The organism is Streptococcus sp. 11273D007BT (assembly GCF_053547195.1).
This window is the reverse complement of record NZ_JBPWPE010000001.1, coordinates 1,539,474-1,561,069: the sequence shown is the minus strand read 5'-3', so window position 1 is coordinate 1,561,069 and position 21,596 is coordinate 1,539,474. Positions and strand designations below refer to the sequence as shown.

The 21,596-nt window shown below is 37.7% G+C and carries 25 protein-coding genes; 16 read left to right on the top strand and 9 right to left on the bottom strand.

From position 1 onward, the window contains the following. Window positions 1–35: 35 nt before the first annotated feature. Entirely contained in the window at window positions 36–1,385 is a 1,350-nt protein-coding gene (locus tag ACEE75_RS07945) for an MFS transporter (protein WP_447574739.1), read from the bottom strand. Window positions 1,386–1,841: 456 nt separating this feature from the next. Here ACEE75_RS07945 and ACEE75_RS07940 point away from each other — a divergent pair, with 456 nt between their 5' ends. Then, complete coding sequence (locus ACEE75_RS07940; protein WP_427894545.1) at window positions 1,842–2,480, top strand: nitroreductase family protein; 639 nt, start codon at window positions 1,842–1,844, stop codon at window positions 2,478–2,480. 303 nt (window positions 2,481–2,783) lie between these two features. On the opposite strand, the gene ACEE75_RS07935 is transcribed toward ACEE75_RS07940, so the two are convergent. The 3 genes from ACEE75_RS07935 to ACEE75_RS07925 are packed head-to-tail and all read right to left on the bottom strand — an operon-like array spanning window position 2,784 to window position 4,631. After that, the gene (locus ACEE75_RS07935) at window positions 2,784–3,599 is read right to left on the bottom strand and encodes a TIGR03943 family putative permease subunit (protein ID WP_354368682.1); all 816 of its coding nucleotides are present in this window, start codon (window positions 3,597–3,599) and stop codon (window positions 2,784–2,786) included. After that, window positions 3,600–4,499 carry a permease gene (locus ACEE75_RS07930; RefSeq protein WP_354368685.1) on the bottom strand — a complete coding sequence of 300 codons (900 nt, stop codon included), beginning with the start codon at window positions 4,497–4,499 and terminating at the stop codon, window positions 3,600–3,602. A gap of 3 nt (window positions 4,500–4,502) precedes the next feature. Beyond that, entirely contained in the window at window positions 4,503–4,631 is a 129-nt protein-coding gene (locus tag ACEE75_RS07925) for an SPJ_0845 family protein (protein WP_427894535.1), read from the bottom strand. 139 nt (window positions 4,632–4,770) lie between these two features. On the opposite strand from ACEE75_RS07925, the gene ACEE75_RS07920 reads away from it, so the two are divergent. The 9 genes from ACEE75_RS07920 to ACEE75_RS07880 all read left to right on the top strand — a co-directional run bounded on the left by ACEE75_RS07920 (window position 4,771) and on the right by ACEE75_RS07880 (window position 12,877). Next, entirely contained in the window at window positions 4,771–5,817 is a 1,047-nt protein-coding gene (locus ACEE75_RS07920; protein WP_447574984.1) for an LLM class flavin-dependent oxidoreductase, read from the top strand. An 80-nt stretch (window positions 5,818–5,897) separates the two neighbouring features. Then, window positions 5,898–8,024 carry a Tex family protein gene (locus ACEE75_RS07915; protein WP_449173619.1) on the top strand — a complete coding sequence of 709 codons (2,127 nt, stop codon included), beginning with the start codon at window positions 5,898–5,900 and terminating at the stop codon, window positions 8,022–8,024. Then, window positions 8,011–8,445 carry a SprT family protein gene (locus ACEE75_RS07910; protein WP_449173618.1) on the top strand — a complete coding sequence of 145 codons (435 nt, stop codon included), beginning with the start codon at window positions 8,011–8,013 and terminating at the stop codon, window positions 8,443–8,445. Before ACEE75_RS07915 ends, ACEE75_RS07910 begins: the two co-directional genes overlap by 14 nt. A gap of 40 nt (window positions 8,446–8,485) precedes the next feature. Beyond that, a complete protein-coding gene (locus tag ACEE75_RS07905; protein ID WP_447574970.1) occupies window positions 8,486–9,685 on the top strand; it encodes a glycosyltransferase in 1,200 nt (399 codons plus the stop codon). Window positions 9,686–9,814: 129 nt separating this feature from the next. Beyond that, complete coding sequence (locus ACEE75_RS07900; protein ID WP_447574968.1) at window positions 9,815–10,081, top strand: PspC domain-containing protein; 267 nt, start codon at window positions 9,815–9,817, stop codon at window positions 10,079–10,081. 235 nt (window positions 10,082–10,316) lie between these two features. Next, the gene (gene hprK, locus ACEE75_RS07895; RefSeq protein ID WP_354368704.1) at window positions 10,317–11,252 is read left to right on the top strand and encodes an HPr(Ser) kinase/phosphatase; all 936 of its coding nucleotides are present in this window, start codon (window positions 10,317–10,319) and stop codon (window positions 11,250–11,252) included. Then, window positions 11,245–12,030: a prolipoprotein diacylglyceryl transferase gene (lgt, locus tag ACEE75_RS07890; protein WP_447574966.1), complete on the top strand. Its 786-nt coding sequence runs from the start codon at window positions 11,245–11,247 to the stop codon at window positions 12,028–12,030. The genes hprK and lgt overlap by 8 nt, the downstream gene beginning before the upstream one ends. Before the next feature lie 18 nt (window positions 12,031–12,048). Continuing rightward, the gene (locus ACEE75_RS07885; protein ID WP_447574964.1) at window positions 12,049–12,450 is read left to right on the top strand and encodes a DUF948 domain-containing protein; all 402 of its coding nucleotides are present in this window, start codon (window positions 12,049–12,051) and stop codon (window positions 12,448–12,450) included. Beyond that, window positions 12,443–12,877: a YtxH domain-containing protein gene (locus ACEE75_RS07880; RefSeq protein WP_449173617.1), complete on the top strand. Its 435-nt coding sequence runs from the start codon at window positions 12,443–12,445 to the stop codon at window positions 12,875–12,877. Before ACEE75_RS07885 ends, ACEE75_RS07880 begins: the two co-directional genes overlap by 8 nt. A 15-nt stretch (window positions 12,878–12,892) precedes the next feature. Here the strand turns inward: ACEE75_RS07880 and ACEE75_RS07875 are convergent, their stop codons facing one another. Beyond that, on the bottom strand, window positions 12,893–13,186 hold the full coding sequence (locus tag ACEE75_RS07875; RefSeq protein ID WP_449173616.1) for a DUF3270 domain-containing protein: 294 nt from the start codon (window positions 13,184–13,186) through the stop codon (window positions 12,893–12,895). Between the two features lie 160 nt (window positions 13,187–13,346). On the opposite strand from ACEE75_RS07875, the gene ACEE75_RS07870 reads away from it, so the two are divergent. The 5 genes from ACEE75_RS07870 (at window position 13,347) to ACEE75_RS07850 (ending at window position 17,837) form a co-directional block, all read left to right on the top strand. Further along, a complete protein-coding gene (locus tag ACEE75_RS07870) occupies window positions 13,347–14,276 on the top strand; it encodes a peptidase U32 family protein (protein WP_354368714.1) in 930 nt (309 codons plus the stop codon). A 72-nt stretch (window positions 14,277–14,348) separates the two neighbouring features. Next, window positions 14,349–15,635: a peptidase U32 family protein gene (locus ACEE75_RS07865; protein WP_449173615.1), complete on the top strand. Its 1,287-nt coding sequence runs from the start codon at window positions 14,349–14,351 to the stop codon at window positions 15,633–15,635. After that, the gene (locus ACEE75_RS07860) at window positions 15,635–16,147 is read left to right on the top strand and encodes a GNAT family N-acetyltransferase (protein WP_447574956.1); all 513 of its coding nucleotides are present in this window, start codon (window positions 15,635–15,637) and stop codon (window positions 16,145–16,147) included. Before ACEE75_RS07865 ends, ACEE75_RS07860 begins: the two co-directional genes overlap by 1 nt. Before the next feature lie 38 nt (window positions 16,148–16,185). Beyond that, a complete protein-coding gene (locus ACEE75_RS07855) occupies window positions 16,186–16,398 on the top strand; it encodes a YdbC family protein (RefSeq protein ID WP_354368720.1) in 213 nt (70 codons plus the stop codon). A 302-nt stretch (window positions 16,399–16,700) separates the two neighbouring features. Continuing rightward, window positions 16,701–17,837, top strand: a complete 1,137-nt coding sequence (locus ACEE75_RS07850; RefSeq protein WP_449173614.1) for a 5-methyltetrahydropteroyltriglutamate--homocysteine S-methyltransferase — start codon at window positions 16,701–16,703, stop codon at window positions 17,835–17,837. A 55-nt stretch (window positions 17,838–17,892) separates the two neighbouring features. On the opposite strand, the gene ACEE75_RS07845 is transcribed toward ACEE75_RS07850, so the two are convergent. Beyond that, window positions 17,893–18,036: a hypothetical protein gene (locus ACEE75_RS07845; protein WP_354368724.1), complete on the bottom strand. Its 144-nt coding sequence runs from the start codon at window positions 18,034–18,036 to the stop codon at window positions 17,893–17,895. A 1-nt stretch (window position 18,037) separates the two neighbouring features. Further along, window positions 18,038–19,528, bottom strand: coding sequence for a lysine--tRNA ligase (lysS, locus tag ACEE75_RS07840; protein WP_447574952.1), 1,491 nt, complete (start codon window positions 19,526–19,528; stop codon window positions 18,038–18,040). A 147-nt stretch (window positions 19,529–19,675) separates the two neighbouring features. Here lysS and ACEE75_RS07835 point away from each other — a divergent pair, with 147 nt between their 5' ends. Beyond that, a complete protein-coding gene (locus ACEE75_RS07835; protein WP_447574950.1) occupies window positions 19,676–20,578 on the top strand; it encodes an HAD family hydrolase in 903 nt (300 codons plus the stop codon). A gap of 29 nt (window positions 20,579–20,607) precedes the next feature. On the opposite strand, the gene ACEE75_RS07830 is transcribed toward ACEE75_RS07835, so the two are convergent. Together ACEE75_RS07830 and ACEE75_RS07825 are read right to left on the bottom strand one after the other, a co-directional pair. Then, window positions 20,608–21,225: a histidine phosphatase family protein gene (locus tag ACEE75_RS07830; RefSeq protein ID WP_447574948.1), complete on the bottom strand. Its 618-nt coding sequence runs from the start codon at window positions 21,223–21,225 to the stop codon at window positions 20,608–20,610. Between the two features lie 8 nt (window positions 21,226–21,233). Beyond that, complete coding sequence (locus ACEE75_RS07825; protein WP_447574946.1) at window positions 21,234–21,593, bottom strand: YccF domain-containing protein; 360 nt, start codon at window positions 21,591–21,593, stop codon at window positions 21,234–21,236. Between the last annotated feature and the right edge of the window lie 3 nt (window positions 21,594–21,596).

Below are 21,596 nucleotides of genomic sequence, written 5' to 3'. Positions count from 1 at the left end.
AAACCCTTGTTGAAAGGGTTTACAGAATTTTCCTCTTATTTTAATTGTTTAAATAAGTTAAAGAAGAAGAAATAGATTGCAAGAACAAGGACGAGTTGCAAAGCAAAGACAGCTTGTACGCCTTGGGTTAGTGTGGAGCTGGTATTGACTAAAACAGAAGAGATAGCTGTTCCAAGTGCCCCAGCAAATTGTTGCATCATCTGGAAAATCGCTGAAGCATCTGCTTTTTTATCTTGTGGGAGTTGGGAAACAGATACTGCCAAAGTATTGTTAAAGGCCATGTTACGTCCAAAAGTAAAAACGATGTAAGAGAGTGCTAAACTAAAGACAGTTAACGATGAGGTCATACTCGCCATGATAAACAAAGCCAGAGCAAAGAGGGTATTACCAATATAAAGAGATGGTTTTGGGCCTTTACGATCATAAAATTTACCAAAGAAAGGTGCTAGAAGTGCTCCTAGAAGTGTTCCAGGAAGTAGGGCAAATCCTGCCAAGGTGGAACTAGCTCCCTTTACTTCAATTAAGAAGTTTGGAATAATGAAGTTAGAACCTAGATTTGAAAATTGATAGATGAAAAAAGGGATTAAGCCAAGCCAAACCGTAGGGACTTTCAGTACGCGAATATCAAGAAACGGTGTTTTCGTTTTTAAACTCCGTCTGATAAAGGCACTTAGAGTGAGTAAAAATAAGAGGAAGTAGGTCCAATTGGGATGTCCTTCTTCTAAGCTGGTGATGGCAAGAAGAGAGCTTGTGAGTGAAATGGCTAATAAGCTAAAAGCTAATAGATCAAAAGGACGCTTGTGAGTTTTTGGGCTATTTTCCATATAGATCTGATTGAGAATAAAGCAGATGATTGGAACAGGTAGAATAAAAATGAAAATCCATTGCCAAGGAAGGTGTGCAATCATAAAGCCGCCATAAGTTGGACCAAATGCGGGCGCAAGACTCATAATCAGTCCTCCAATTCCCATGTAAGTTCCAATTTTATTTTGAGGCACACGCTCCAGAATTAAATTAAACATAAGTGTCATCCCAATTCCTGTTCCGAGCCCTTGTAGCACACGTCCTGTAATCATCATCGGAAAGAAATTGGTGATAAAGGCTAAGACAGTTCCTGAGGTAAAAAGGACTAGGGCAAGATTTAAAATGGTTTTCTCTTTGACATTTTGTTGCAAAGTAGCACTGATGGTCATGGAAATAGCAACAGCTAAGAGATAGACAGTCGTAATCCATTGCAAACTTGATAAAGGGAGATCAAAGACTTTTTGCAAGGTTGGAAAGGTGACGTTCATACTTGTTTCAGATAAGATACCAGCAAAACCAAGGAGAGCAGTAGCAACGATGGATAAGGTGGTATTTTTTGAGACAGTGTCTTTTGATGGCATTGTATCCTCCATAAAATATAAAAAGGTAGCACAGACTTGGCTACTACCTTTTGATGATAAAATTTAGATAATACTAGCTTAACACGATTGATGGGAAAGTTCAAGCAGTCTTTTAGTGAAGTCGGTCGTCTAAAGCGGTCATTAACTTTTAGTTATTTCGAGGTCATTTGTCAATTTCTTCTTTACTAAGAGGGAAGATTGCTAAATTGGTGTCTTAGTTTTCCTGTAAAGGATTATTTGAGATTTTGTACCACTTTAGTGAGGTCAATCTGAAGTTAGCTGTGCTCATCATCTTTTTTTGTACAATGTAACATTTGTCTCCTTACCATTTTAAAAGTGGTATTAGTTGTCATTTGAGTATAAAGAAAGAGATGATAAAATGTTGACAAAAATCTAGAAACTTGATAAACTCAATGATATCATAAATCAATCGTGCGCGATTAAAATAAAGGAGTTATAAAAATGAAACGTCTAGAAAATCAATTTGATAAAATTACGTTTGAACGCAAGTCCATTCGTGATTATGATGAGACCTTTAAATTATCTCGTGAAGACATTTTACAATTATTGGATGAGGCAGTCACTGCTCCCTCTTCGGTAAACTTACAGCCATGGCGATTTGTTGTGGTGGATACACCAGAAGGCAAAGATAAGCTCAAACCATTGATTCGTTTTAATACTAACCAAAATGAAACCTCAGCAGCTATGATCTTAATTTTTGGTGATACCCAGTGTTACGAATACGGTCCTGAAATTTATGATAAGGCAGTTGCAGAAGGAAAAATGCCTAAAGAAGTGCGTGATAAACAACTAAATGCAATTATCCCAATGTATCAAAATCTTTCTCGTGAAGCCATGCGAGATATTGTGAAAATTGATGCCAGTCTAGTAGCGATGCAGTTCATGTTAGTGGCACGTTCTTATGGGCTAGATACCAATCCAATTGGTGGTTTTGAAGCTGATCAACTGGCAGAAGCATTTGACTTAGATCCAGAACGTTACCTCCCTGTTATGATTGTTTCAATTGGTAAGGCTAAAGAAAGCGGCTATCAGTCCGTTCGATTAGATGCTAAAAGGGTTACTCAGTTTAAATAACGATAAAAATACACCTTTATGATCAAAAAAAGGCGTATTTTTATTTATTGATAGAGTTTAGCTAAAAGTTTTAAGAAAATATAAGATTTCCCCTACTCTCAGCATCTTTTTTTATTGAACTTTTACGACAAGACTGAACAAAAATAATGACCTTTCCTAAGTGCTAGGCACTTTGTTGTCAAGTTCCTATTTTTGTTACGTCTTGCTTAATGTAAAAGTATCTTGGAAATTGAACGTCGAGCGAAAGCTTGTGAGAAAATGTTAGCTTTTCCTTGGACTTTCTTTGCCCTCCGCATTTTATGCTTAAAATGTACGATAGACGTATGGATTTTGTGGTTCTTGAGTTTTCTGGCTTTTTGTGATGTGAAGGACGGGGAGGGTTTGTTTGAGGTTTTGGTTATATTCGAGGCGAATAGTTCCTGTGGCTTTGACCCAAGTATTGTTTTCATAGTGTTCACTAGCATCAGTTGTTAGTAAGCCATAGACACCTGAGTCGGCAATACAGTGGATAATACCAAATCTAAAGAGAAATTGACTGTCTGAGTCTTCAGGGTCATTATAAACAAAGCCGACATACTCAATTTCTCGACCAATAAAGTCATTGGGATATTTATAAATAATTTCCATCACTTCCATATAGTTTTGAGTGGTGATGACTAATTTATCTGTGCCTAAATAGGCTTTCTCAGCTTTTTTCATTTCACTTTCATAAGCGGATTTCGTGAAATACAGACTTGTATCAGGTTTTAAATATTGCACGCTTGTCCCATCTGAACTTTGACCAGAAGAACTAGATCCCTCAGCTAGTGGAAAATGATAACCTTTAGCAGAAACTGTTGTTGAATCTAGAGTAACTGTTGGAACACAAAGACCAACAAAAATAGGAAAGGTCATTAATACGATGCTAGATAATTTAGCTAATGTTCCATGAAGATGCGAATGTACCTTGATTTGTTTCATCCAAATTACTAACTGGACCATAGCTAAAATAAAGGCTAAAGCCATAGAGATATAGGCAAGGTAGGAATAATGTGTGTTGATATATTGGTCTAGCTTGCCAGATAATTTGAGGTACATGGATAGCTCAAGATAGCCAACGAGAATTAAAAAGCGTAACATCTAAATCACCCCCACAAGAATGCAATATAAGATTACCATTAGACTAGATAGGCTAACAAATTGCAAAATAAAACGTCCCTTGAAGTATTTGCGCATCATTAAAAGATTTTTAATATCTACCATAGGACCAATTAAAAGAAAGGCTAAAACAGGTGCAATGCCAAAAGTTGATAATAAGGAGGCGCCGATAAAAGCGTCTGCCTCACTACAAAGTGACAGAAGTAAGGCAAGGAGCATCATGACTAAGATCGCCATAAGTGGACTATGCCCAATAGTAGTTAGGATTCGTGTTGGGACATAGATTTGCATTGCTGAGGCAACCAAGGACCCAAAAATGAGGTAACGTCCTGTGTCAAAAAACTCATCAATAGCATGACTCAGCGCTAAAAAGATTTTTTTTCCACTTGAATCATGATGGCTAGCATGATCATGATTTTCCTTATTTTCTTTTAGAATATTGTCATCTACAACAAAAGCTAGTAAGATACCAAGAGAAAGGGCGATAAGAATAGCACCGAGTAGCCTTAGTAGGACAAATTTAATCGAGTTACCAAAAGCAGAATAGGTCGCAAAAAGTACAATAGGGTTAATAATAGGAGCAGTGGCTAAAAAAGGGATTGCCGTATAGCTGGGAACTTTTTTCTCTAGAAAGCGATTAATAATAGGGACGATCCCACATTCGCATGACGGAAAAATAAAACCAATGAAGGTACCAAACAAAATGCGTAAGATCTTGTTTTTAGGCAGAAACTGTGCAACTTTATCTGGTGTTACAAAAATCTCAATGAAACCTGATAAGATACTACCTAGTAAAACAAAGGGCAGGGCTTCAATGATAATTGATAAAAAGATGGCCAGCATCTGTAGAAGGCTATCAGGAAGTTGTTGAAATAGAGTCATGGATCAACTCTCTTTACTTTCTTTTTTATCTTCTTCTTTTTGAGGAGGAGGTGTGGTTTCAATAGGAGGAAGGGTTGCAAAATTTTCCATCATTTTTTCTAAATCGTCGCGTTTTTTAAAGGTAATTGCCATCAGTTGGACCAACTTTCTATTTTTAATAGGTCTATTATACTAGCAAATAACAGATTTTACAAAATTTGAACAAAAGACTTGTAATTACCACTAATTAGTGATAATATATCTTCATCATCACTTATCGGAGGAAAATCTTATGACAATCGAACTTGGCATTTCAACTTTTGGCGAAACAACTCCCCTTGAAAAAACAGGAAAAACTCTTTCGCATGATGAACGTATTCGGAATATGATTGAAGAAATTGAGTTGGCAGATCAAGTTGGCTTAGATATCTATGCAGTGGGTGAGCATCATCGTGAAGATTTTGCTGTATCAGCTCCAGAAATTATTTTGGCGGCAGGAGCGGTGAACACCCAACATATCCGCTTATCCAGTGCGGTAACCATTTTGTCCTCAATTGATCCTGTTCGTGTTTATCAGCAGTATGCTACTATTGATGCTTTGTCAAACGGAAGAGCGGAAATTATGACTGGTCGTGGGTCCTTTATTGAGTCTTTCCCACTTTTTGGGTATGATTTGAATGACTATGAAGACTTATTTAATGAAAAATTAGACATGCTTCTGGCGATTAAGGAAAATACTAATCTGAAATGGAAGGGACAATATACGCAGTCCGTGGATAATCGTCCTGTCTATCCTCGAGCTGTTCAAAAAGATTTTCCAGTTTGGGTAGCCACAGGTGGTAATCTTGATTCAACTGTCCGTATCGCAGAGCAAGGGCTTCCTATTGCCTATGCAACAATTGGCGGTAATCCAAAGGCTTTTCGCCAATTAGTTCGTATTTATAAAGAGATTGGCAGCCGTCATGGTCATTCTTCAGAACAACTTAAAGTTGCGGCTCACTCTTGGGGCTGGATTGCTGAGGATACTAAAACCGCTATCAAAGAGTATTTCCATCCGACGAAGCAGGTTGTTGATGCCATTAGTAAAGACCGTCCGCATTGGAAAGAGATGACTTATGAAGACTACCTTCAAGCTGTTGGACCAGATGGCGCCATGTTTGTAGGAGATCCTGATCATGTGGCAAGAAAAATCATTAAAATTATTGAAGATCTTGATTTGGATCGCTTCATGCTTCACCTTCCAATCGGCTCCATGCCGCATGAAGAGACGCTAAAAGCTATTCGTCTCTTTGGTGAAAAAGTTGCTCCAAAAGTGAGAGCACATTTTGAGAAAAAATAAATAGCCAGCACTTTTCAATTTGGAAAGTGCTTTTTAATTTCACCCTCTTTTTTCTCTGTAAATTATGCTAAAATATTTGTATGGAAAATATGATACAAATTGCAAACCAGCTCTCAATTTCACAAAATCAGGTTGAGAGGGTTTTAAGTTTAACACAAGAGGGAAACACCATTCCTTTTATTGCGCGTTATCGTAAAGATGTGACGGGAAATCTAGATGAGGTGGTCATTAAAGCGATCATTGATCTAGATAAGAGTTTAACAGCCTTGAAAGATAGAAAGGCAACTGTTCTTGCAAAAATTGAAGAGCAGGGAAAACTGACGGATACTCTTCGTCAAGCGATTGAGTCGGCTGAAAAGTTGGCAGATGTCGAGGAGCTCTATCTGCCTTATAAAGAAAAACGCCGAACCAAAGCAATGATTGCTCGAGAAGCTGGGTTATTTCCGTTAGCACGCCTTATTTTACAAAATCTTCCTAATCTTGAAAAAGAAGCAGAAAACTTTATCAATGAGACTTTTAAAACGCCAAAGGATGCCTTGCAAGGAGCTGTTGACATCTTGGTTGAGGCTTTATCAGAAGATGCAAGACTGCGTTCTTGGACCTATAATGAGATTTGGGCCAATAGTCACATTATCTCACAAGTAAAAGATGAAACCTTGGATGATAAAAAGATTTTTGAGATTTACTATGATTTCTCAGAAGCTATTGCAAAAATGCAGGGTTACCGTACCCTAGCTCTTAATCGTGGGGAGAGTTTGGGTGTTTTAAAAGTTGGTTTCCATCATCATACTGATAAGATGCTGGCGTTTTATGCTGCACGTTTTAAGGAAAAAAATCTTTATATAGATGACGTGATCCAACAAGCCTTGAAAAAGAAAGTTCTGCCTGCTATGGAGCGCCGTGTTCGCTCAGAATTGACAGAAACTGCAGAAGATGGAGCAATTGCCCTTTTTTCTGAAAACTTAAGAAATCTTCTCTTAATTCCACCACTGAAAGGTAAAATTGTGCTTGGTTTTGACCCTGCTTTTAGAACAGGAGCTAAGTTAGCAGTAGTGGATAAGACTGGGAAGTTATTAACAACCCAGGTTATTTATCCTGTTGCACCTGCAAGTCCTGCTAAGATTGCGCAAGCAAAGACAGAGCTTCTAGCCTTGGTGGAAGAATATGCGGTTGAGATTATTGCTATTGGAAACGGGACAGCTAGTCGTGAAAGTGAAGCCTTTGTCGCAGATCTACTCAAAGATGTCAAAGGGGTTTCGTATGTGATTGTCAATGAAAGTGGCGCTTCGGTTTATTCGGCGAGTGAACTAGCAAGGCAGGAATTTCCTGATCTGACGGTGGAAAAACGCTCGGCTATCTCGATTGCAAGACGTCTCCAAGACCCACTTGCTGAATTGGTAAAAATTGATCCTAAATCTATTGGTGTTGGACAATATCAGCATGATGTTAGTCAGAAAAAATTAACTGAAAATCTTGATTTTGTAGTAGATATGGTTGTTAACCAAGTAGGTGTTAACATCAATACGGCAAGTTCTGCACTCTTGTCACATGTCTCTGGTTTGAACAAGACGATTTCAGAAAACATTGTTAAATATCGAGAAGAAAATGGCGAAATTAAGAGCCGTTCTGAAATCAAAAAAGTTCCTCGTCTTGGGTCTAAGGCATTTGAGCAAGCTGCAGGTTTCTTACGTATTCCAAATGGTGAGCATTTCTTAGATAATACAGGTGTTCACCCAGAAAGCTATGCAGCAGTTGAAAAGCTTTTACATCAGTTAGAGATCAGTCAGCTAGATGATGCTGCTAAGGCTAAACTCAATGCTGTGAAGCCACAAGAACTGGCTCAAGATTTAGAAATCGGTCCTGAAACTCTCAAAGATATCATTGCTGATCTTTTAAAACCAGGTCGTGATTTACGAGATAGCTTTGCAGCACCAGCTCTTCGTCAAGATGTTTTAGATATTAAGGACCTCTATATTGGGCAACAATTAGAAGGAACCGTACGTAATGTGGTTGATTTTGGCGCATTTGTTGATATTGGTCTTCATGATGATGGTTTGATTCATATCTCACAGATGAGTAAAACCTTTGTTAATCATCCTAGTCAGCTAGTATCAGTTGGGGATATTGTAACGGTTTGGGTATCTAAAATTGATTTAGAACGTGAAAAGATTAATTTAAGTTTGGTAGCACCTCGTGAATCTCAATGATTATGTCAAGAAAGTTTCACAAGAAGACTTTCAAAAAAAATTTCAACACACTGCTACTTGGAATAAGCGGCTCAGAACAACAGGAGGGCGCTTTCATCCAAATAGTGGCAATTTGGACTTTAACCCTAAAGTTTATGAATCCTTAGGATTAGAGGTCTTTAGAAAAATTGTCCGTCACGAGCTTTGCCACTATCATCTTTATTTTGAAAAAAAAGGATATAGACATCAGGATAGGGATTTTAAACAACTTTTAAAAGCTGTTAATGGGCTTCGTTTTGTCCCGAAAATAAACGATGAGGTTTATCCCTATCATTACCAGTGTCAAGCTTGTGGGCAAGATTATTTTAGAAAAAGAAAAATGAACCTAAAGCGTTATGTTTGCGGGAGATGTCAATCATCCTTATATTTAATAGAGGTTTAAAGTATAACTTATTACGAATTCATGGTAGAGAGAGACGAAAATGAGAAAAACGATTGTATTAGCAACAGATAAAAATTATTTGGATAAGGCTTTGGTGACAATAAAGTCCGTCAGTGTCTATAATCGTGATGTGGATTTTTATTTATTTCATCAAGGTGAAGTACCAACGGAATGGATAAGAACAGTGAATTATCAACTTAAACAGTTGGGCTCTACCCTTAAAAATGTGATTATTTCAAATCGTCAAATTGAAAGATTTCAAACCTTTCTAACAGCCAGTAGTTGGTTGAGATTATTTATCCCTGAGTTTGTACCATCAGATAAGGTCCTGTACCTTGATTCAGACGTGATTGTTAATATAAATCTCGATGACTTATTTGCCCTAGATTTGAAGGAAGATTATATTGCAGCTGTTCAAGATCCTAATAAAAATGAAAGTGGAAATTTTAATTCTGGTGTGATGTTGATCAATGCGAGTTTATGGCGTGAGCAAGGTTTAACGGACAAATTGTTACGGACAGCAGAAGCCATGCATCACTTAGTGAGAAATGGTGATCAGAGTATCCTCAATATTGTTTGTGATCAAAAGTGGTTAGCATTAGATAAAACATACAACTATCAGACCTATGATGTTGTTAGTCGCTATGAGCATAGAGCTTACCTTTATGAAGATTTGAAAGATGAAGTTCCCAGTATGGTTCATTTTTTAACATCTGATAAGCCGTGGAACAGCTATAGCGTCGCGCGCTTTAGGGAATTATGGTGGTATTATTTCCAATTGGAGTTTAGCCAAATGGATGGGCAACGCAAAAAGCCAGTTTCCTATGAGGAAGCTATGGCGACAGTGGTTTACTCAGATAAAAATATCTTTATTTTGACAGAGACAGACCAGCTAGAGCAGATAGGTTTTTTAATTGAATCTTTGCCTGATTATCAGTTTCATATTGCAGCCTACACGATGGTTTCCGAAAAATTGTCCATTTTAGCTTCGTATGACAATGTTTTGATTTATCCTGAGATTATTGATGCTAGGGTAGAAAAATTATTAAAGTATTGTGATATTTATCTAGATATTAATCATTATGCGGAAGTACGGGACATTGTGCCAAGAGCCCATCAGCTCAATAAAGTTATTTTAGCTTTTGACACCACTGCCCACCATCCTCAGTTAGCCAATCAGATCATTTCCTCTCATGAGCCAGAGAAGATGGTGGCTTTTTTAAAGCAGATAACCATTTAATAAATCAGTCTAAGGGCTGATTTATTTTTTGTGGAAATACTTTAAAATGGTAAAGTAAAGATTCTAAGAATGACAGTGGTTTTGTATAACAGGAACAAAATCAAGGGAAATTTCTGGAAGGGAGCTTCTATGGAAGGTAAATTTTATAAACAAAAAAAAGATAGGTGGTTTTTCGGTGTTTTAGCTGGTTTATCAGATAAGTTTGGCTGGAATCTGAATTTAGTACGCCTATTGTTTGTACTTTTACTCATCTTTATACAAGGAGGCGCTTTCTTATACTTGATACTAGCTCTTATCTTACCCTATAAAGAAGACTTGATTAAGGATGCGTATGGACAAGGTCCACGTAAACGTAAAGAAGCCGAAGTTATCAATGACCGAAAATGGTTTTGGTAATCTTGAAAAAAATCAGAAACAGAAGTTCATGAAGTGACTTTGTTTCTGATTTTTTTAGTAGTTTGCTATCTTTTTTACTTTACTTTATCAACAATAGTAAAGCAGTTATTGATATGACATATTAGTATGCTGCTGTTGACTAGATAAAGATAGGTGACATTATTGATTTTCATAAAAGTTAGCGCTTACTTTCAGAAAATAAATATGGTATAATAGACAGAAAAAGGAGGAGCTTATGGTTGTTACAGTAAAAATGTTAGCAGAAAAGGTAAAGTTAAAGCCGATTTATGTTACCGATGAAGCCCTAGAAAAAGAAATTATAACATCAGATATTTCTCGTCCTGGTCTTGAAATGACAGGCTATTTTGATTATTATTCTCCTGAGCGGATTCAGCTTTTAGGGATGAAGGAGTGGTCATATTTAAATGCTATGACCTCTCACAACCGTTATTCCGTTTTGAAAAAAATGTTTCAGCCTGAGACTCCCGCTATTATTGTGGCACGCAATCTGGATATTCAAGATGAGATGGTTCAAGCAGCTAAGGAGCAAGGGATAGCTGTTTTACAAAGTCGTGTGCCTACTAGCCGTTTATCTGGCGAGATGTCCTGGTATTTAGATACTTGTTTAGCAGAACGTACCAGTGTACATGGTGTCTTAATGGACATCTATGGGATGGGAGTTCTCATTCAAGGAGATTCTGGAATTGGAAAAAGTGAAACAGCTCTTGAGTTAGTAAAGCGTGGCCATCGCTTAGTAGCTGATGACCGTGTAGATGTTTATGCTAAAGATGAGGAAACTCTTTGGGGCGAACCGGCTGAAATTTTACGACATTTGATTGAAATTAGAGGGGTTGGCATTATTGATGTTATGAGCTTGTATGGTGCTAGCGCTGTCCGCAATTCTTCTCAAGTTCAATTGGCTGTCTATCTTGAAAACTTTGAAAAAGGTAAAGTTTTTGATCGATTAGGAAATGGTGGCGAGGAAATTGAATTATCATCTGTAAAAATTCCACGAGTTAGAATCCCTGTTAAAACGGGACGTAACGTATCAGTCGTTATTGAGGCCGCAGCCATGAACCATCGTGCAAAACAAATGGGCTATGATGCCACCAAGACCTTTGAAGAGCGTTTGACTAAGTTAATTAGCCAAAATGAGGGTAGCCATGATTGATCCTATCGCTATTCAAGTAGGCCCCTTTGCTATCCATTGGTATGCTATTTTTATTGTGACAGGCTTAATATTAGCTGTTTATTTAACAATAAATGAGGGTAAAAAAAAGGGAATTACCTCAGATGATATTTTAGATTTTATTTTGGTTGCCTTTCCTTTAGCGATATTAGGGGCTCGTCTTTATTATGTGATTTTCCAATGGCCTTATTATGCTCAGCATCCTTCTGAAATCTTTGCGATTTGGAATGGCGGTTTGGCTATTTATGGTGGTTTACTAACAGGGATAGCCTATCTATTTTGGTTTTGTTATCAGAGGTTTATCAAGCCTTTAAACTTTTTAGATATCATAGCTCCTAATGTTATGTTGGCACAAGCTATTGGGCGCTGGGGAAATTTTGTGAATCAAGAAGCTTATGGCAAGGCTATCAACAATCTCGATTATCTTCCTCGATGGATGCAGGAACAAATGTACATTGATGGTAGTTATCGTGTCCCGACTTTTTTATATGAATCTTTGTGGAATTTACTTGGTTTTGCACTACTTTCCATCCTCATTCGTCGACCTAAGTTATTAAAGGTTGGAGAGCCAACATTCTTTTATCTGATCTGGTATGGTTTGGGGAGATTCATTATTGAGGGAATGCGAACAGATAGTCTCATGTTAGCAGGGTTACGTGTTTCTCAGTGGTTATCGATAATCTTATTTTGTATTGGTTTGGGATTGTGGATTTATCGCCGAAAAAATCAAGCCATTAACTTTTATTTAGAAAAAACATAATATAAAGGAGAAAAAGATATGATGGAAATAGCAGTCTTATTGATTGCTCTAGCATTTGTAGCTTTGGTAATTTATCTCATACTATTTATAAAAAAATTAACAGCAACCGTTGGGGAGGCCCAGCAAACTCTGACGATTTTGACCAGTGATCTTAATGTGACCCTACACCATACCAATGAAATTCTTGCTAAAGCAAATGTTTTAGTGGAAGATGTGAATAGTAAAGTCGCAACAATTGATCCCCTGTTTACAGCAGTAGCAGATTTATCCGAAAGTGTCTCTGATTTAAATACGCAAGCGAGACAGCTATCTGTTAAAGCAAGTGCTGTCGGTAAGCAATCTGCTAAAGCAGGAACAGTCTATACTATTAGTAAATTTGCTTCAAAAGTGTTAAGGAAAAAGGAGAGAGCTCATGAGTAAATTTTTAAAAACTTTGGTTGTTGGCGCAGCCTCAGGTGCAGCAGCAGCATATTTTTTAACAACCGAAAAAGGAAAAGTCTTAAAAGAAAAAGCACAAGATTTATTTAAAGACTATCAAGAAAACAAAGATGACTATCATCAAAAAGCCAGTGATAAGGCAGCAGAGTACAAAGATTTGGCTATCCATACTTTCCAAGATTATAAAGAAAAATGGGAAACAGGAGAAATCACTACAGAAAGCGTCGTGGAGGAATTAAAAACAAAATCCAATCAGGCAGCAACTTTTGCTAAAGATTCTTTTACTCATGTGAAACAAAAAGCAAACCAACATGAAAGTACGGTAAAAGATGTCACAGATTCTATCGTTGAGTCTGATGTTCAAGTTGATGATATTGTGATTGATTATCCTGATGATCATAAGGAATAAAAAAAGGCGAGGAGATTAACCTCGTCTTTTTCGATAATTAATATAAAATTTTAAACTCAATAAGAGAGCAAAACTGATTATCATAGCCAAAGGAAAGGCTAGGATAACTTTAACCTGAAGGGAAAGTAAGATTAGACATGAGATAATAGTCGAAATGCAGAAACCAGCAATTTGCACAAAAAATAATAGTTCACGCAATTTTGCAGATTGATTGTTGATGTGTTGATAAGGTTGATATTTCGGACTTGTCTCAATCTGTTGTTCATACTCTTCATCGTAGTGCTGGTCGAATTTTCTGTTAGTATTCACAGTCTAACCTCCTTTCTTTTCCAAAATTCCTATCTATTCTATCATAAATTACCGTAAATGTCACTGTTTTTCATAAAAACTTTCATAAAATAAAGAGAAAATCAAGATTTTTGTATTATTTTATGCCAAAAAGCATGAGATTTGCTATAATGGATGAGTTATGAAAAAAATTATGATTACTGCAACTGCAGAGAGCATGGATCAAGCAAAAGCTCTCCTAGCTCTCGGTGTCGATCGCATTTATGTGGGAGAAGGCGATTATGGTCTTCGTCTTCCCTATCACTTTAGTCGTGAGGAGATGAGGGAACTTGCTGACCTTATCCATAATGCTGGTAAAGAAATGGTGGTCGCTGTCAATGCCTTGATGCATCAAGATATGATGGATTCTCTTCCAGAATACTTGAAATTTTTAGAATCTATTGGAGTTGACTATATCACTGTTGGGGATGCTGGGGTTTTTTATGCCTTACAGCGTGATGGCATAGCCTTAAAAACAATCTATGATGCCTCAACAATGGTGACTTCTAGCCGTCAAATCAATTTTTGGGCTAAGAATGCGGGAATTTCAGAAGCTGTATTGGCTAGAGAGATTCCATCAGCTGAACTCTTTATTATGGCTGAAAATCTTGATATTCCAGCTGAACTTTTGGTTTATGGGGCTAGCATTATTCACCAGTCAAAACGTCCATTGTTACAAAATTACTATAACTTTACTAAGATGGATGAGGAAAAATCGCGTGAGCGTAATCTTTTCTTAAGTGAGCCAAATGATCCAGACTCACATTATTCTATCTTTGAGGATAAGCATGGTACTCATATTTTTGCTAACAATGATTTGGATTTAATGCCTAAATTGTTAGAGGTTTATGAGCATGGCTTTAGCCATTGGAAATTAGAGGGACTCTATACACCAGGTCAAGATTTCCTTGCTATTGCAACCGTTTTTGTGAAGGCGCGTGACTTGATGGAAAAAGGTGAGTTTACTCAAGATCAAGCCTTTGTCTTTGACGAAGAGATTAGAAAACATCACCCTATAGAGCGCGGTCTTGATACCGGATTTTATGACTACGACCCAGACATGGTCAAGTAATGTCTCACAGTGCTAGATTTGTCTATTTTCAGGAGCACTATCTTACATCTATCTTGCAAATAGGAGTATAAAATGACACAAGTAAAAAAACGTCCAGAGGTTTTAGCACCAGCTGGTACATTGGAAAAATTAAAAGTTGCCATTCATTATGGGGCAGATGCTGTTTTTATTGGTGGGCAAGCTTATGGTTTGCGTAGCCGTGCAGGAAACTTCACTTTTGAAGAAATGGAAGAGGGAGTAGAGTTTGCGAAAAAGTACGGTGCAAAAGTCTATGTGGCAGCGAACATGGTAACCCATGAGGGAAATGAAAAAGGAGCAGGAGAGTGGTTCCGTCGCTTACGTGATATCGGCATTGCAGCAGTAATTGTATCCGATCCAGCACTTATTCAGATTTGTGCTGAAGAAGCGCAAGGTCTTGAAATTCATCTCTCGACACAAGCATCTGCTACTAATGTAGAAACACTTGAATTCTGGAAAAATTTAGGGTTAACACGTGTGGTTTTGGCGCGTGAAGTTTCTATGGAAGAGTTGGCTGATATTCGTCGTCGTACAGATGTTGAAATTGAAGCCTTTGTTCATGGAGCTATGTGTATTTCTTATTCAGGACGTTGCACCCTGTCAAACCATATGAGTATGCGTGATGCTAACCGTGGTGGTTGCTCACAGTCTTGCCGTTGGAAGTATGACCTTTATGAGATGCCATTTGGTCAAGAAAGAAAGAGTCTAGAAGGTGAAATTCCAGAAGAATTCTCTATGTCTGCTGTAGATATGTCAATGATTGAGCATTTACCAGACATGATTGAAAATGGTGTGGATAGCCTTAAAATCGAAGGTCGAATGAAGTCTGTTCACTATGTTTCAACCGTAGCAAATGTTTATAAGGCAGGTGTTGATGCTTATCTTGAGAGCCCAGAAAAGTTTGAAGCCATTAAACAAGATTTGATTGATGAAATGTGGAAAGTTGCGCAACGTGAGTTGGCAACAGGATTTTACTATGAAACACCAGATGAAAATATGCAGCTTTTTGGTGCTCGTCGTAAAATTCCGCAGTATAAATTTGTAGGTGAAGTCGTTTCCTTTGATGAAGAGACTATGACGGCAACTATTCGTCAACGTAATGTTATTACAGAGGGAGATCAGGTCGAGTTTTATGGTCCAGGTTTCCGCCATTTTGATGCGACGATCACAGATCTTCATGATGATCAGGGGAATAAAATTGATCGCGCCCCTAATCCAATGGAATTATTAACAATAACCGTACCGCAAAAGGTAGAACCAGGAGATATGATTCGCAATCGTCAAGAAGGACTGATTAATCTCTATAAAACAGATGGCTCAAGTCAAACGGTACGTGCTTAATGCTAACCATCAGACAAGAATCCCCTTCAGACTATAAACAGGTGGAGGAGTTGATTACTTTAGCGTTTAATGGTAGTCCTCATTCTGATGGACAAGAAGCAGACTTGGTTCAAAGACTTCGTCAAGATCCAGCCTATCATCCTAAGCTTAGCTTGATTGCTGCTGACGAGAAAGAGATGGTGGGACATGTCTTATTAACTGAGATAAAGGTGGAAAAAAGCAGAGCCTTGGCTCTAGCTCCTCTGTCTGTTCATCCGCTTTATCAAGGAAAAGGGATTGGTCGCCAGTTATTATTAGAAGCTGAAAATGTTGCTAAAAAAGAAGGGTATGATACGATTATTATTCTTGGAGACCCTGCTTATTATAGCCGTTTTGGTTATCAAACAGCATCCGACTATGGCATAAAACCTCCCTTTGAGGTGGACAATCAGTATTTTATGGTGAAATTTTTAGAGGAAAAAGCAGAGCAGGTCAGAGGTTTAGTCACTTATCCTTCAGTATTTGGGATTTAACACCATTTTTTACGAATAAAAAATAGAAAGGAAATCCTATGGCAGAATTTAAATTTGAAATTGAAGAAAAATTACTCGTTTTATCAGAAAATGACAAAGGTTGGACAAAAGAGTTGAACCGTGTCAGCTTTAATGGCGCACCAGCTAAGTTTGATATTAGAACTTGGAGTCCCGATCACACTAAGATGGGGAAAGGGATTACTCTTTCAAATGAAGAGTTTGAAGTCTTGGTAAATGCCTTTAAAAATTAGACTGAAAAGAGACAGATCAAACTATCTATGATGGCTCCGCCCCTTCCCTCGCCTTAGAATAATGAAAATAATCATAAAAACCTCACTAGGTGTATAATCTTAGTGAGGTTTTTTGCTTGACAACTTCATATGAAAGATTACTAGGGATGGAAAAACTAACCCCAATAGAATGACTATATTATAAAGAAAGTGCCTGTAAAATAGATATAGTTTCAAACTATATCTATTTATGAAAAATAAGAATTTGTTTTGAAGTCAAGTGCCTGTTATAATGTTCTTATTATATCGCAAGGAGAAATTTTATGACCCATCAAACAGCCCCATTCCGTGTAGATCATGTTGGATCTTATTTACGTCCAAAAGCCTTAGTTGAAGCGCGTGACGCGTTTACTTCTGGGAAAATCTCACAAGAAGAATTGACTGCCGTAGAAGATCAAGCCATTCGTGAATTAGTTTTACAACAAAAAGCTGCTGGCCTCGAGAGTGTGACAGACGGTGAATTTCGTCGTGCTTACTGGCATCAAGATTTTTTCTGGGGACTTGAAGGAGTAGCACATACACAAGCTGCTATTGGCTATCAATTTCATGATGAGACGACTAAGCCAGATGCTGCGTCCTTAACAGGCAAAATATCAGGACAGAATCATCCTTTTATTGCACACTACACTTTCTTAAAAGACTTAGCTGATCAAGAAGGATTGGCTTCACGCTTAACAATTCCTTCACCAGCTCAGTTTTACTTTGAATTAATTCGTGATGCAGAGCATACAGCAAATACATTTACTTACTATGAAAATAAGGAAGAGTTGTTTGCGGATATTATTAAGGCTTATAAAGACGTCATTGCTGATCTTTATGCAGTGGGTTTACGTAATTTACAGTTGGACGACTGTACTTGGGGAACTTTGGTTGATGATCGCGTAATGGAACTGATTGCAGGACACACTGGAAAGACAGCTGAACAGATTCGTCAAGAGTTAAGTGCTGATTTTCTTACCTTAAATAATGGTATTTTGGAAGATTTGCCAGAAGACCTTAATGTTACAACGCATGTGTGTCGTGGCAATTACCATTCTACATGGGCATCTCAAGGTGGATATGATAAGGTAGCTGAAACACTTTTTGGAAAAGAAAATGTTAAAGCTTATTATCTTGAGTTTGATACAGAGCGTGCAGGTGGATTCGAACCTCTTGCTAAAGTTACACCAGGTAAAAAAGTTGTACTTGGTCTGATCACCTCAAAATCAGCAGATCTAGAAGATAAGACAGAGGTGATCGCTAGAATCAAAGAAGCTAGTCAATACATTCCTCTTGAAGATCTTTACCTTAGCACCCAGTGTGGCTTTGCTTCAACAGAAGAAGGTAATAAATTAACCATTGAAAATCAGTGGAAAAAGTTAGCTCTCATTCAAGAAATTGTTAAAGAAGTATGGGGTTAATCGCTAGATGACAGTAGGCCAAAAATCACCTCGACACATGTGTCGAGGTGATTTTTTAATGATTCTTGTTTCTTAATATTTCAGCAATTCCAATTAGTATAAAGGTAATTCCTAGTCCAACAAATAAAAATTTTTGAGTAAGAAGACCATAGATGATTAAAATAGCTGCAGATAAGAAAGCGATATATTCTTTTTTCATTTTATTTCATCGTTGGGAAAAGTAAAACGTCACGAATAGTAGTAGTGTCTGTTAAAAGCATGCAGAGGCGATCAATACCGATACCGAGACCTCCTGTTGGTGGCATACCGTACTCAAGTGCTTCGACGTAATCGTAGTCGATACCTGTTGCTTCGTCATCACCAAGTTCTTTAGCAGCAGCTTGTGCTTCAAAGCGTGCTAATTGATCAATTGGATCATTAAGCTCAGTAAAGGCATTGGCATATTCTTTAGTCATGATAAAGAGTTCAAATCGGTCTGTGAAGCGAGGGTCATCCGCATTTTTTTTAGCAAGAGGTGATACTTCAACAGGATGCCCGTAAACAAAGGTAGGCTGGATGAGTGTTTCCTCAACAAACTCTTCGAAGAAAGCGTTGATGATATGTCCAACGGTTGTGAAGTGTTTTTCAAGAGGGACATTTTTTTCTTTAGCCAAAGCAGTTGCTTCTTCGATTGTCATCTCTTGCCAAAAATCGATGCCCGTTTGTTCTTTGATAGCATCAACAATGTGAACACGCTTAAATGGTTCGTTGAGTTTAATCTCTGTTCCTTGGTAGATAACAGGTTGATCACCTTTGACAGCCTTTGTAACGTGCTGGATAATCCCTTCTGTCAAGTCCATGATATCTTGGAAATCAGCATAGGCTTGGTAGGCTTCAATCGATGTGAATTCAGGATTGTGAGTAGCATCCATACCTTCGTTACGGAAGATACGACCGATTTCATAAACGCGCTCCATCCCTCCGACGATTAAGCGTTTGAGGTGAAGTTCCGTGGCGATACGAAGTACCATATCGATATTTTGCGCATTGTGGTGAGTGATGAATGGGCGAGCAGCAGCTCCTCCAGCTTCATTGTGGAGAACAGGTGTTTCGACCTCAAGGAAACCAAGCCCATCCATATAACGACGCATTTCAGAGATGATTTTTGAACGTGTTACGAAGCGATCAAAGCTTTCGCGATTAGAAATCAAATCAAGGTGACGCTTACGGTAAATGGTTTCCACATCGGTTAGGCCGTGGAATTTTTCAGGCAAGGGACGTAGTGCTTTTGATAGGTGTGTGATACTAGTCGCAAAGATTGTTAGCTCACCAACACCAGTTTTAGCCACTTCTCCCTCAACACCAAGAAAATCACCAAGGTCAGCTTTTTTGAAAATATCGTAATTTTCTTCTCCAACATCATCTTTGCGGACATAGATTTGAATTTGCCCTTCGCGATCTTGAATGTGAGCAAAACCAGCTTTACCTTTACCGCGTTTTGTCATCATACGACCAGCGATAATGGCAGTTTCTCCCATCTCATGCAATTCTTCTTTTGTTTTATCGTTGTATTTTTCCTTTAATTCAGCTGAGTTTGTAGTACGTTCGAAACGTTTTCCAAAAGGATCGATCCCTTGCTCAGCTAAGGCAGACATTTTTTCACGACGAACTAACTGTTGGTCGTTTAATTCTTCTACATGTTCGTTAGACATTGCTTTCCTCCAAATCGTTTTCCTTTCTATTCTATCATAAAATAACAATGATTTCATCAAATATTATGCTTTTTCTAGATTTGAACTCCTTAGTAAAAAATAGTATAATAAGGCGTAAAAATTTTTTGTTGAAAGAAAAAGGATACCATGATTACATCTATTGTTTTTGACGTTGATGATACCATTTATGACCAACAGGCTCCTTATCGTTTGGCTATGGAGAAGTGCTTTCCTGATTTTGATATGACACAAATTCATCAGGCTTATATCCGATTTCGTCATTATTCAGACATTGGATTTCCACGAGTTATGGCTGGAGAGTGGACGACAGAGTATTTTCGATTTTGGCGTTGCCGAGAGACCCTTTTAGAGTTTGGGTATAGAGAAATCTCAGAAGCTGATGGTATTCATTTTCAGGAAATTTATGAGCATGAGCTAGAAAATATTACTATGTTAGATGAGATGCGCATGACATTGGACTTTTTAAAGTCTAAAAATGTCCCTATGGGTATTATTACTAATGGGCCAACTGAGCATCAATTAAAAAAAGTGAAGAAGTTGGGTTTGTATGATTATGTGGATCCCAAACGTGTGATTGTCAGTCAGGCGACAGGTTTTCAAAAACCAGAAAAAGAAATCTTTAATCTTGCAGCGGAACAATTTGATATGAACCCCTCAACAACACTCTATGTGGGAGATTCTTATGATAATGATGTCATGGGAGCTTTTAACGGAGGCTGGCATTCGATGTGGTTTAATCATCGCGGGCGTAGTTTAAAGCCTGGAACAAAGCCTGTTTTTGATCTTGAAATTGATAGTTTCGAGCAATTATTTGGTGCGGTAAAAGTTCTTTTCGATTTACCTGATAATAAATTTATTTTTGATGTTAATGATAAAAAGAATCCTATTTTACAACTAGGAATAAACAATGGTTTGATGATGGCGGCTGAACGTTTATTGGAAAGTAATATGTCTATAGATAAAGTCGTGATTCTTTTACGACTCAATAAAAAACAAGAAAAAATTCTTCGGATGAAGTATAGTCAATAAAAATTGGGATAGATTAACTATCCCAATTTTTATTTATCATAACTGGTATCATTCCATGTGATGAGCTCGAAATTTTGACCGTCATTGGTTTCTAAAATAGTGATAGAAGCATTATCTAGTCCACCATTTTGTCGTAGTTTAGCATATTCATAACCCAGTAAAGAACGAATAGCAGCTGTCAGGCTTGCGCCATGCCCAACGATTAAGATGCTATCTTTTTTGCCGTATAGACTCTTAATAAAGTGACCGATACGTTGTGTAGTGTGATAAACACTTTCTGCATCAAAAGCGTTATGATCAAACCGAGCGAGATTATGGGTAAAAGCTTCTATTTGCTTGGGGTAGATTGCTTCCATAATACTAATTTTTTGCCCCTCTAATGTCCCTAAGTCCCATTCTCTTAGGGAAGCTTCTTTTTGTACCAATAAAGGGGGATGGTGTTCTTGTGAGATGATTTCAGCTGTTGTGATGGCACGATGGAGATCACTTGAATAAATAGCATCAAAGGGAATATCTGCTAGAGTTTGTCCCAGTTTTTTTACACTTTTTTTAGCTTCAGGTAAAAGAGGAGAGTCTCCACTTGCTCCTTGGAAGCGTCCTTCTAAATTCCACTGAGTTTTCCCATGTCGAATAAGATAAATTTTCATAATGTCTCCTACTCAAATTCTGCTCCAAATGGAAATAGTGAAAGTCCAGCTAGTTTAACAGATTGAATAGCAAAAGGAATGCCAATAATACTAAGGCAAAGTAAGAGCGCAGATGCTAAATGTGCTAAGGCCAACTCCCAGCCAAAAAAGACAATCCAAATGATATTTAATAATAAACTACTGGTTCTAGGAGAAGGGACAATAGTTCGCCCAAATGGAAATAGTCCAAAACGTGCAATTTTAAAAAATTGAAGCCCAAAAGGAATCCCAATAATAGTCATACAAAATAAGATTCCAACACAAGTCCAAGCTAACCAGGACCAAAAGCCAGCCAAAATAAACCAAACCAAGTTTCCTAATAAACGCATGCC

Bases quoted from the DNA above. Each gene is read 5' to 3' on its own strand.
- ACEE75_RS07850 (WP_449173614.1), top strand. From the start codon at position 16,701: ATGACCCATCAAACAGCCCCATTCCGTGTAGATCATGTTGGATCTTAT.
- ACEE75_RS07930 (WP_354368685.1), bottom strand. From the start codon at position 4,499: ATGACTCTATTTCAACAACTTCCTGATAGCCTTCTACAGATGCTGGCC.
- ACEE75_RS07880 (WP_449173617.1), top strand. From the start codon at position 12,443: ATGAGTAAATTTTTAAAAACTTTGGTTGTTGGCGCAGCCTCAGGTGCA.
- ACEE75_RS07945 (WP_447574739.1), bottom strand. From the start codon at position 1,385: ATGCCATCAAAAGACACTGTCTCAAAAAATACCACCTTATCCATCGTT.
- lgt (WP_447574966.1), top strand. From the start codon at position 11,245: ATGATTGATCCTATCGCTATTCAAGTAGGCCCCTTTGCTATCCATTGG.
- ACEE75_RS07920 (WP_447574984.1), top strand. From the start codon at position 4,771: ATGACAATCGAACTTGGCATTTCAACTTTTGGCGAAACAACTCCCCTT.
- ACEE75_RS07935 (WP_354368682.1), bottom strand. From the start codon at position 3,599: ATGTTACGCTTTTTAATTCTCGTTGGCTATCTTGAGCTATCCATGTAC.
- ACEE75_RS07925 (WP_427894535.1), bottom strand. From the start codon at position 4,631: ATGGCAATTACCTTTAAAAAACGCGACGATTTAGAAAAAATGATGGAA.
- ACEE75_RS07870 (WP_354368714.1), top strand. From the start codon at position 13,347: ATGAAAAAAATTATGATTACTGCAACTGCAGAGAGCATGGATCAAGCA.
- lysS (WP_447574952.1), bottom strand. From the start codon at position 19,528: ATGTCTAACGAACATGTAGAAGAATTAAACGACCAACAGTTAGTTCGT.
- ACEE75_RS07885 (WP_447574964.1), top strand. From the start codon at position 12,049: ATGATGGAAATAGCAGTCTTATTGATTGCTCTAGCATTTGTAGCTTTG.
- hprK (WP_354368704.1), top strand. From the start codon at position 10,317: ATGGTTGTTACAGTAAAAATGTTAGCAGAAAAGGTAAAGTTAAAGCCG.
- ACEE75_RS07860 (WP_447574956.1), top strand. From the start codon at position 15,635: ATGCTAACCATCAGACAAGAATCCCCTTCAGACTATAAACAGGTGGAG.
- ACEE75_RS07835 (WP_447574950.1), top strand. From the start codon at position 19,676: ATGATTACATCTATTGTTTTTGACGTTGATGATACCATTTATGACCAA.
- ACEE75_RS07845 (WP_354368724.1), bottom strand. From the start codon at position 18,036: ATGAAAAAAGAATATATCGCTTTCTTATCTGCAGCTATTTTAATCATC.
- ACEE75_RS07915 (WP_449173619.1), top strand. From the start codon at position 5,898: ATGGAAAATATGATACAAATTGCAAACCAGCTCTCAATTTCACAAAAT.
- ACEE75_RS07900 (WP_447574968.1), top strand. From the start codon at position 9,815: ATGGAAGGTAAATTTTATAAACAAAAAAAAGATAGGTGGTTTTTCGGT.
- ACEE75_RS07830 (WP_447574948.1), bottom strand. From the start codon at position 21,225: ATGAAAATTTATCTTATTCGACATGGGAAAACTCAGTGGAATTTAGAA.
- ACEE75_RS07905 (WP_447574970.1), top strand. From the start codon at position 8,486: ATGAGAAAAACGATTGTATTAGCAACAGATAAAAATTATTTGGATAAG.
- ACEE75_RS07825 (WP_447574946.1), bottom strand. From the start codon at position 21,593: ATGCGTTTATTAGGAAACTTGGTTTGGTTTATTTTGGCTGGCTTTTGG.
- ACEE75_RS07855 (WP_354368720.1), top strand. From the start codon at position 16,186: ATGGCAGAATTTAAATTTGAAATTGAAGAAAAATTACTCGTTTTATCA.
- ACEE75_RS07865 (WP_449173615.1), top strand. From the start codon at position 14,349: ATGACACAAGTAAAAAAACGTCCAGAGGTTTTAGCACCAGCTGGTACA.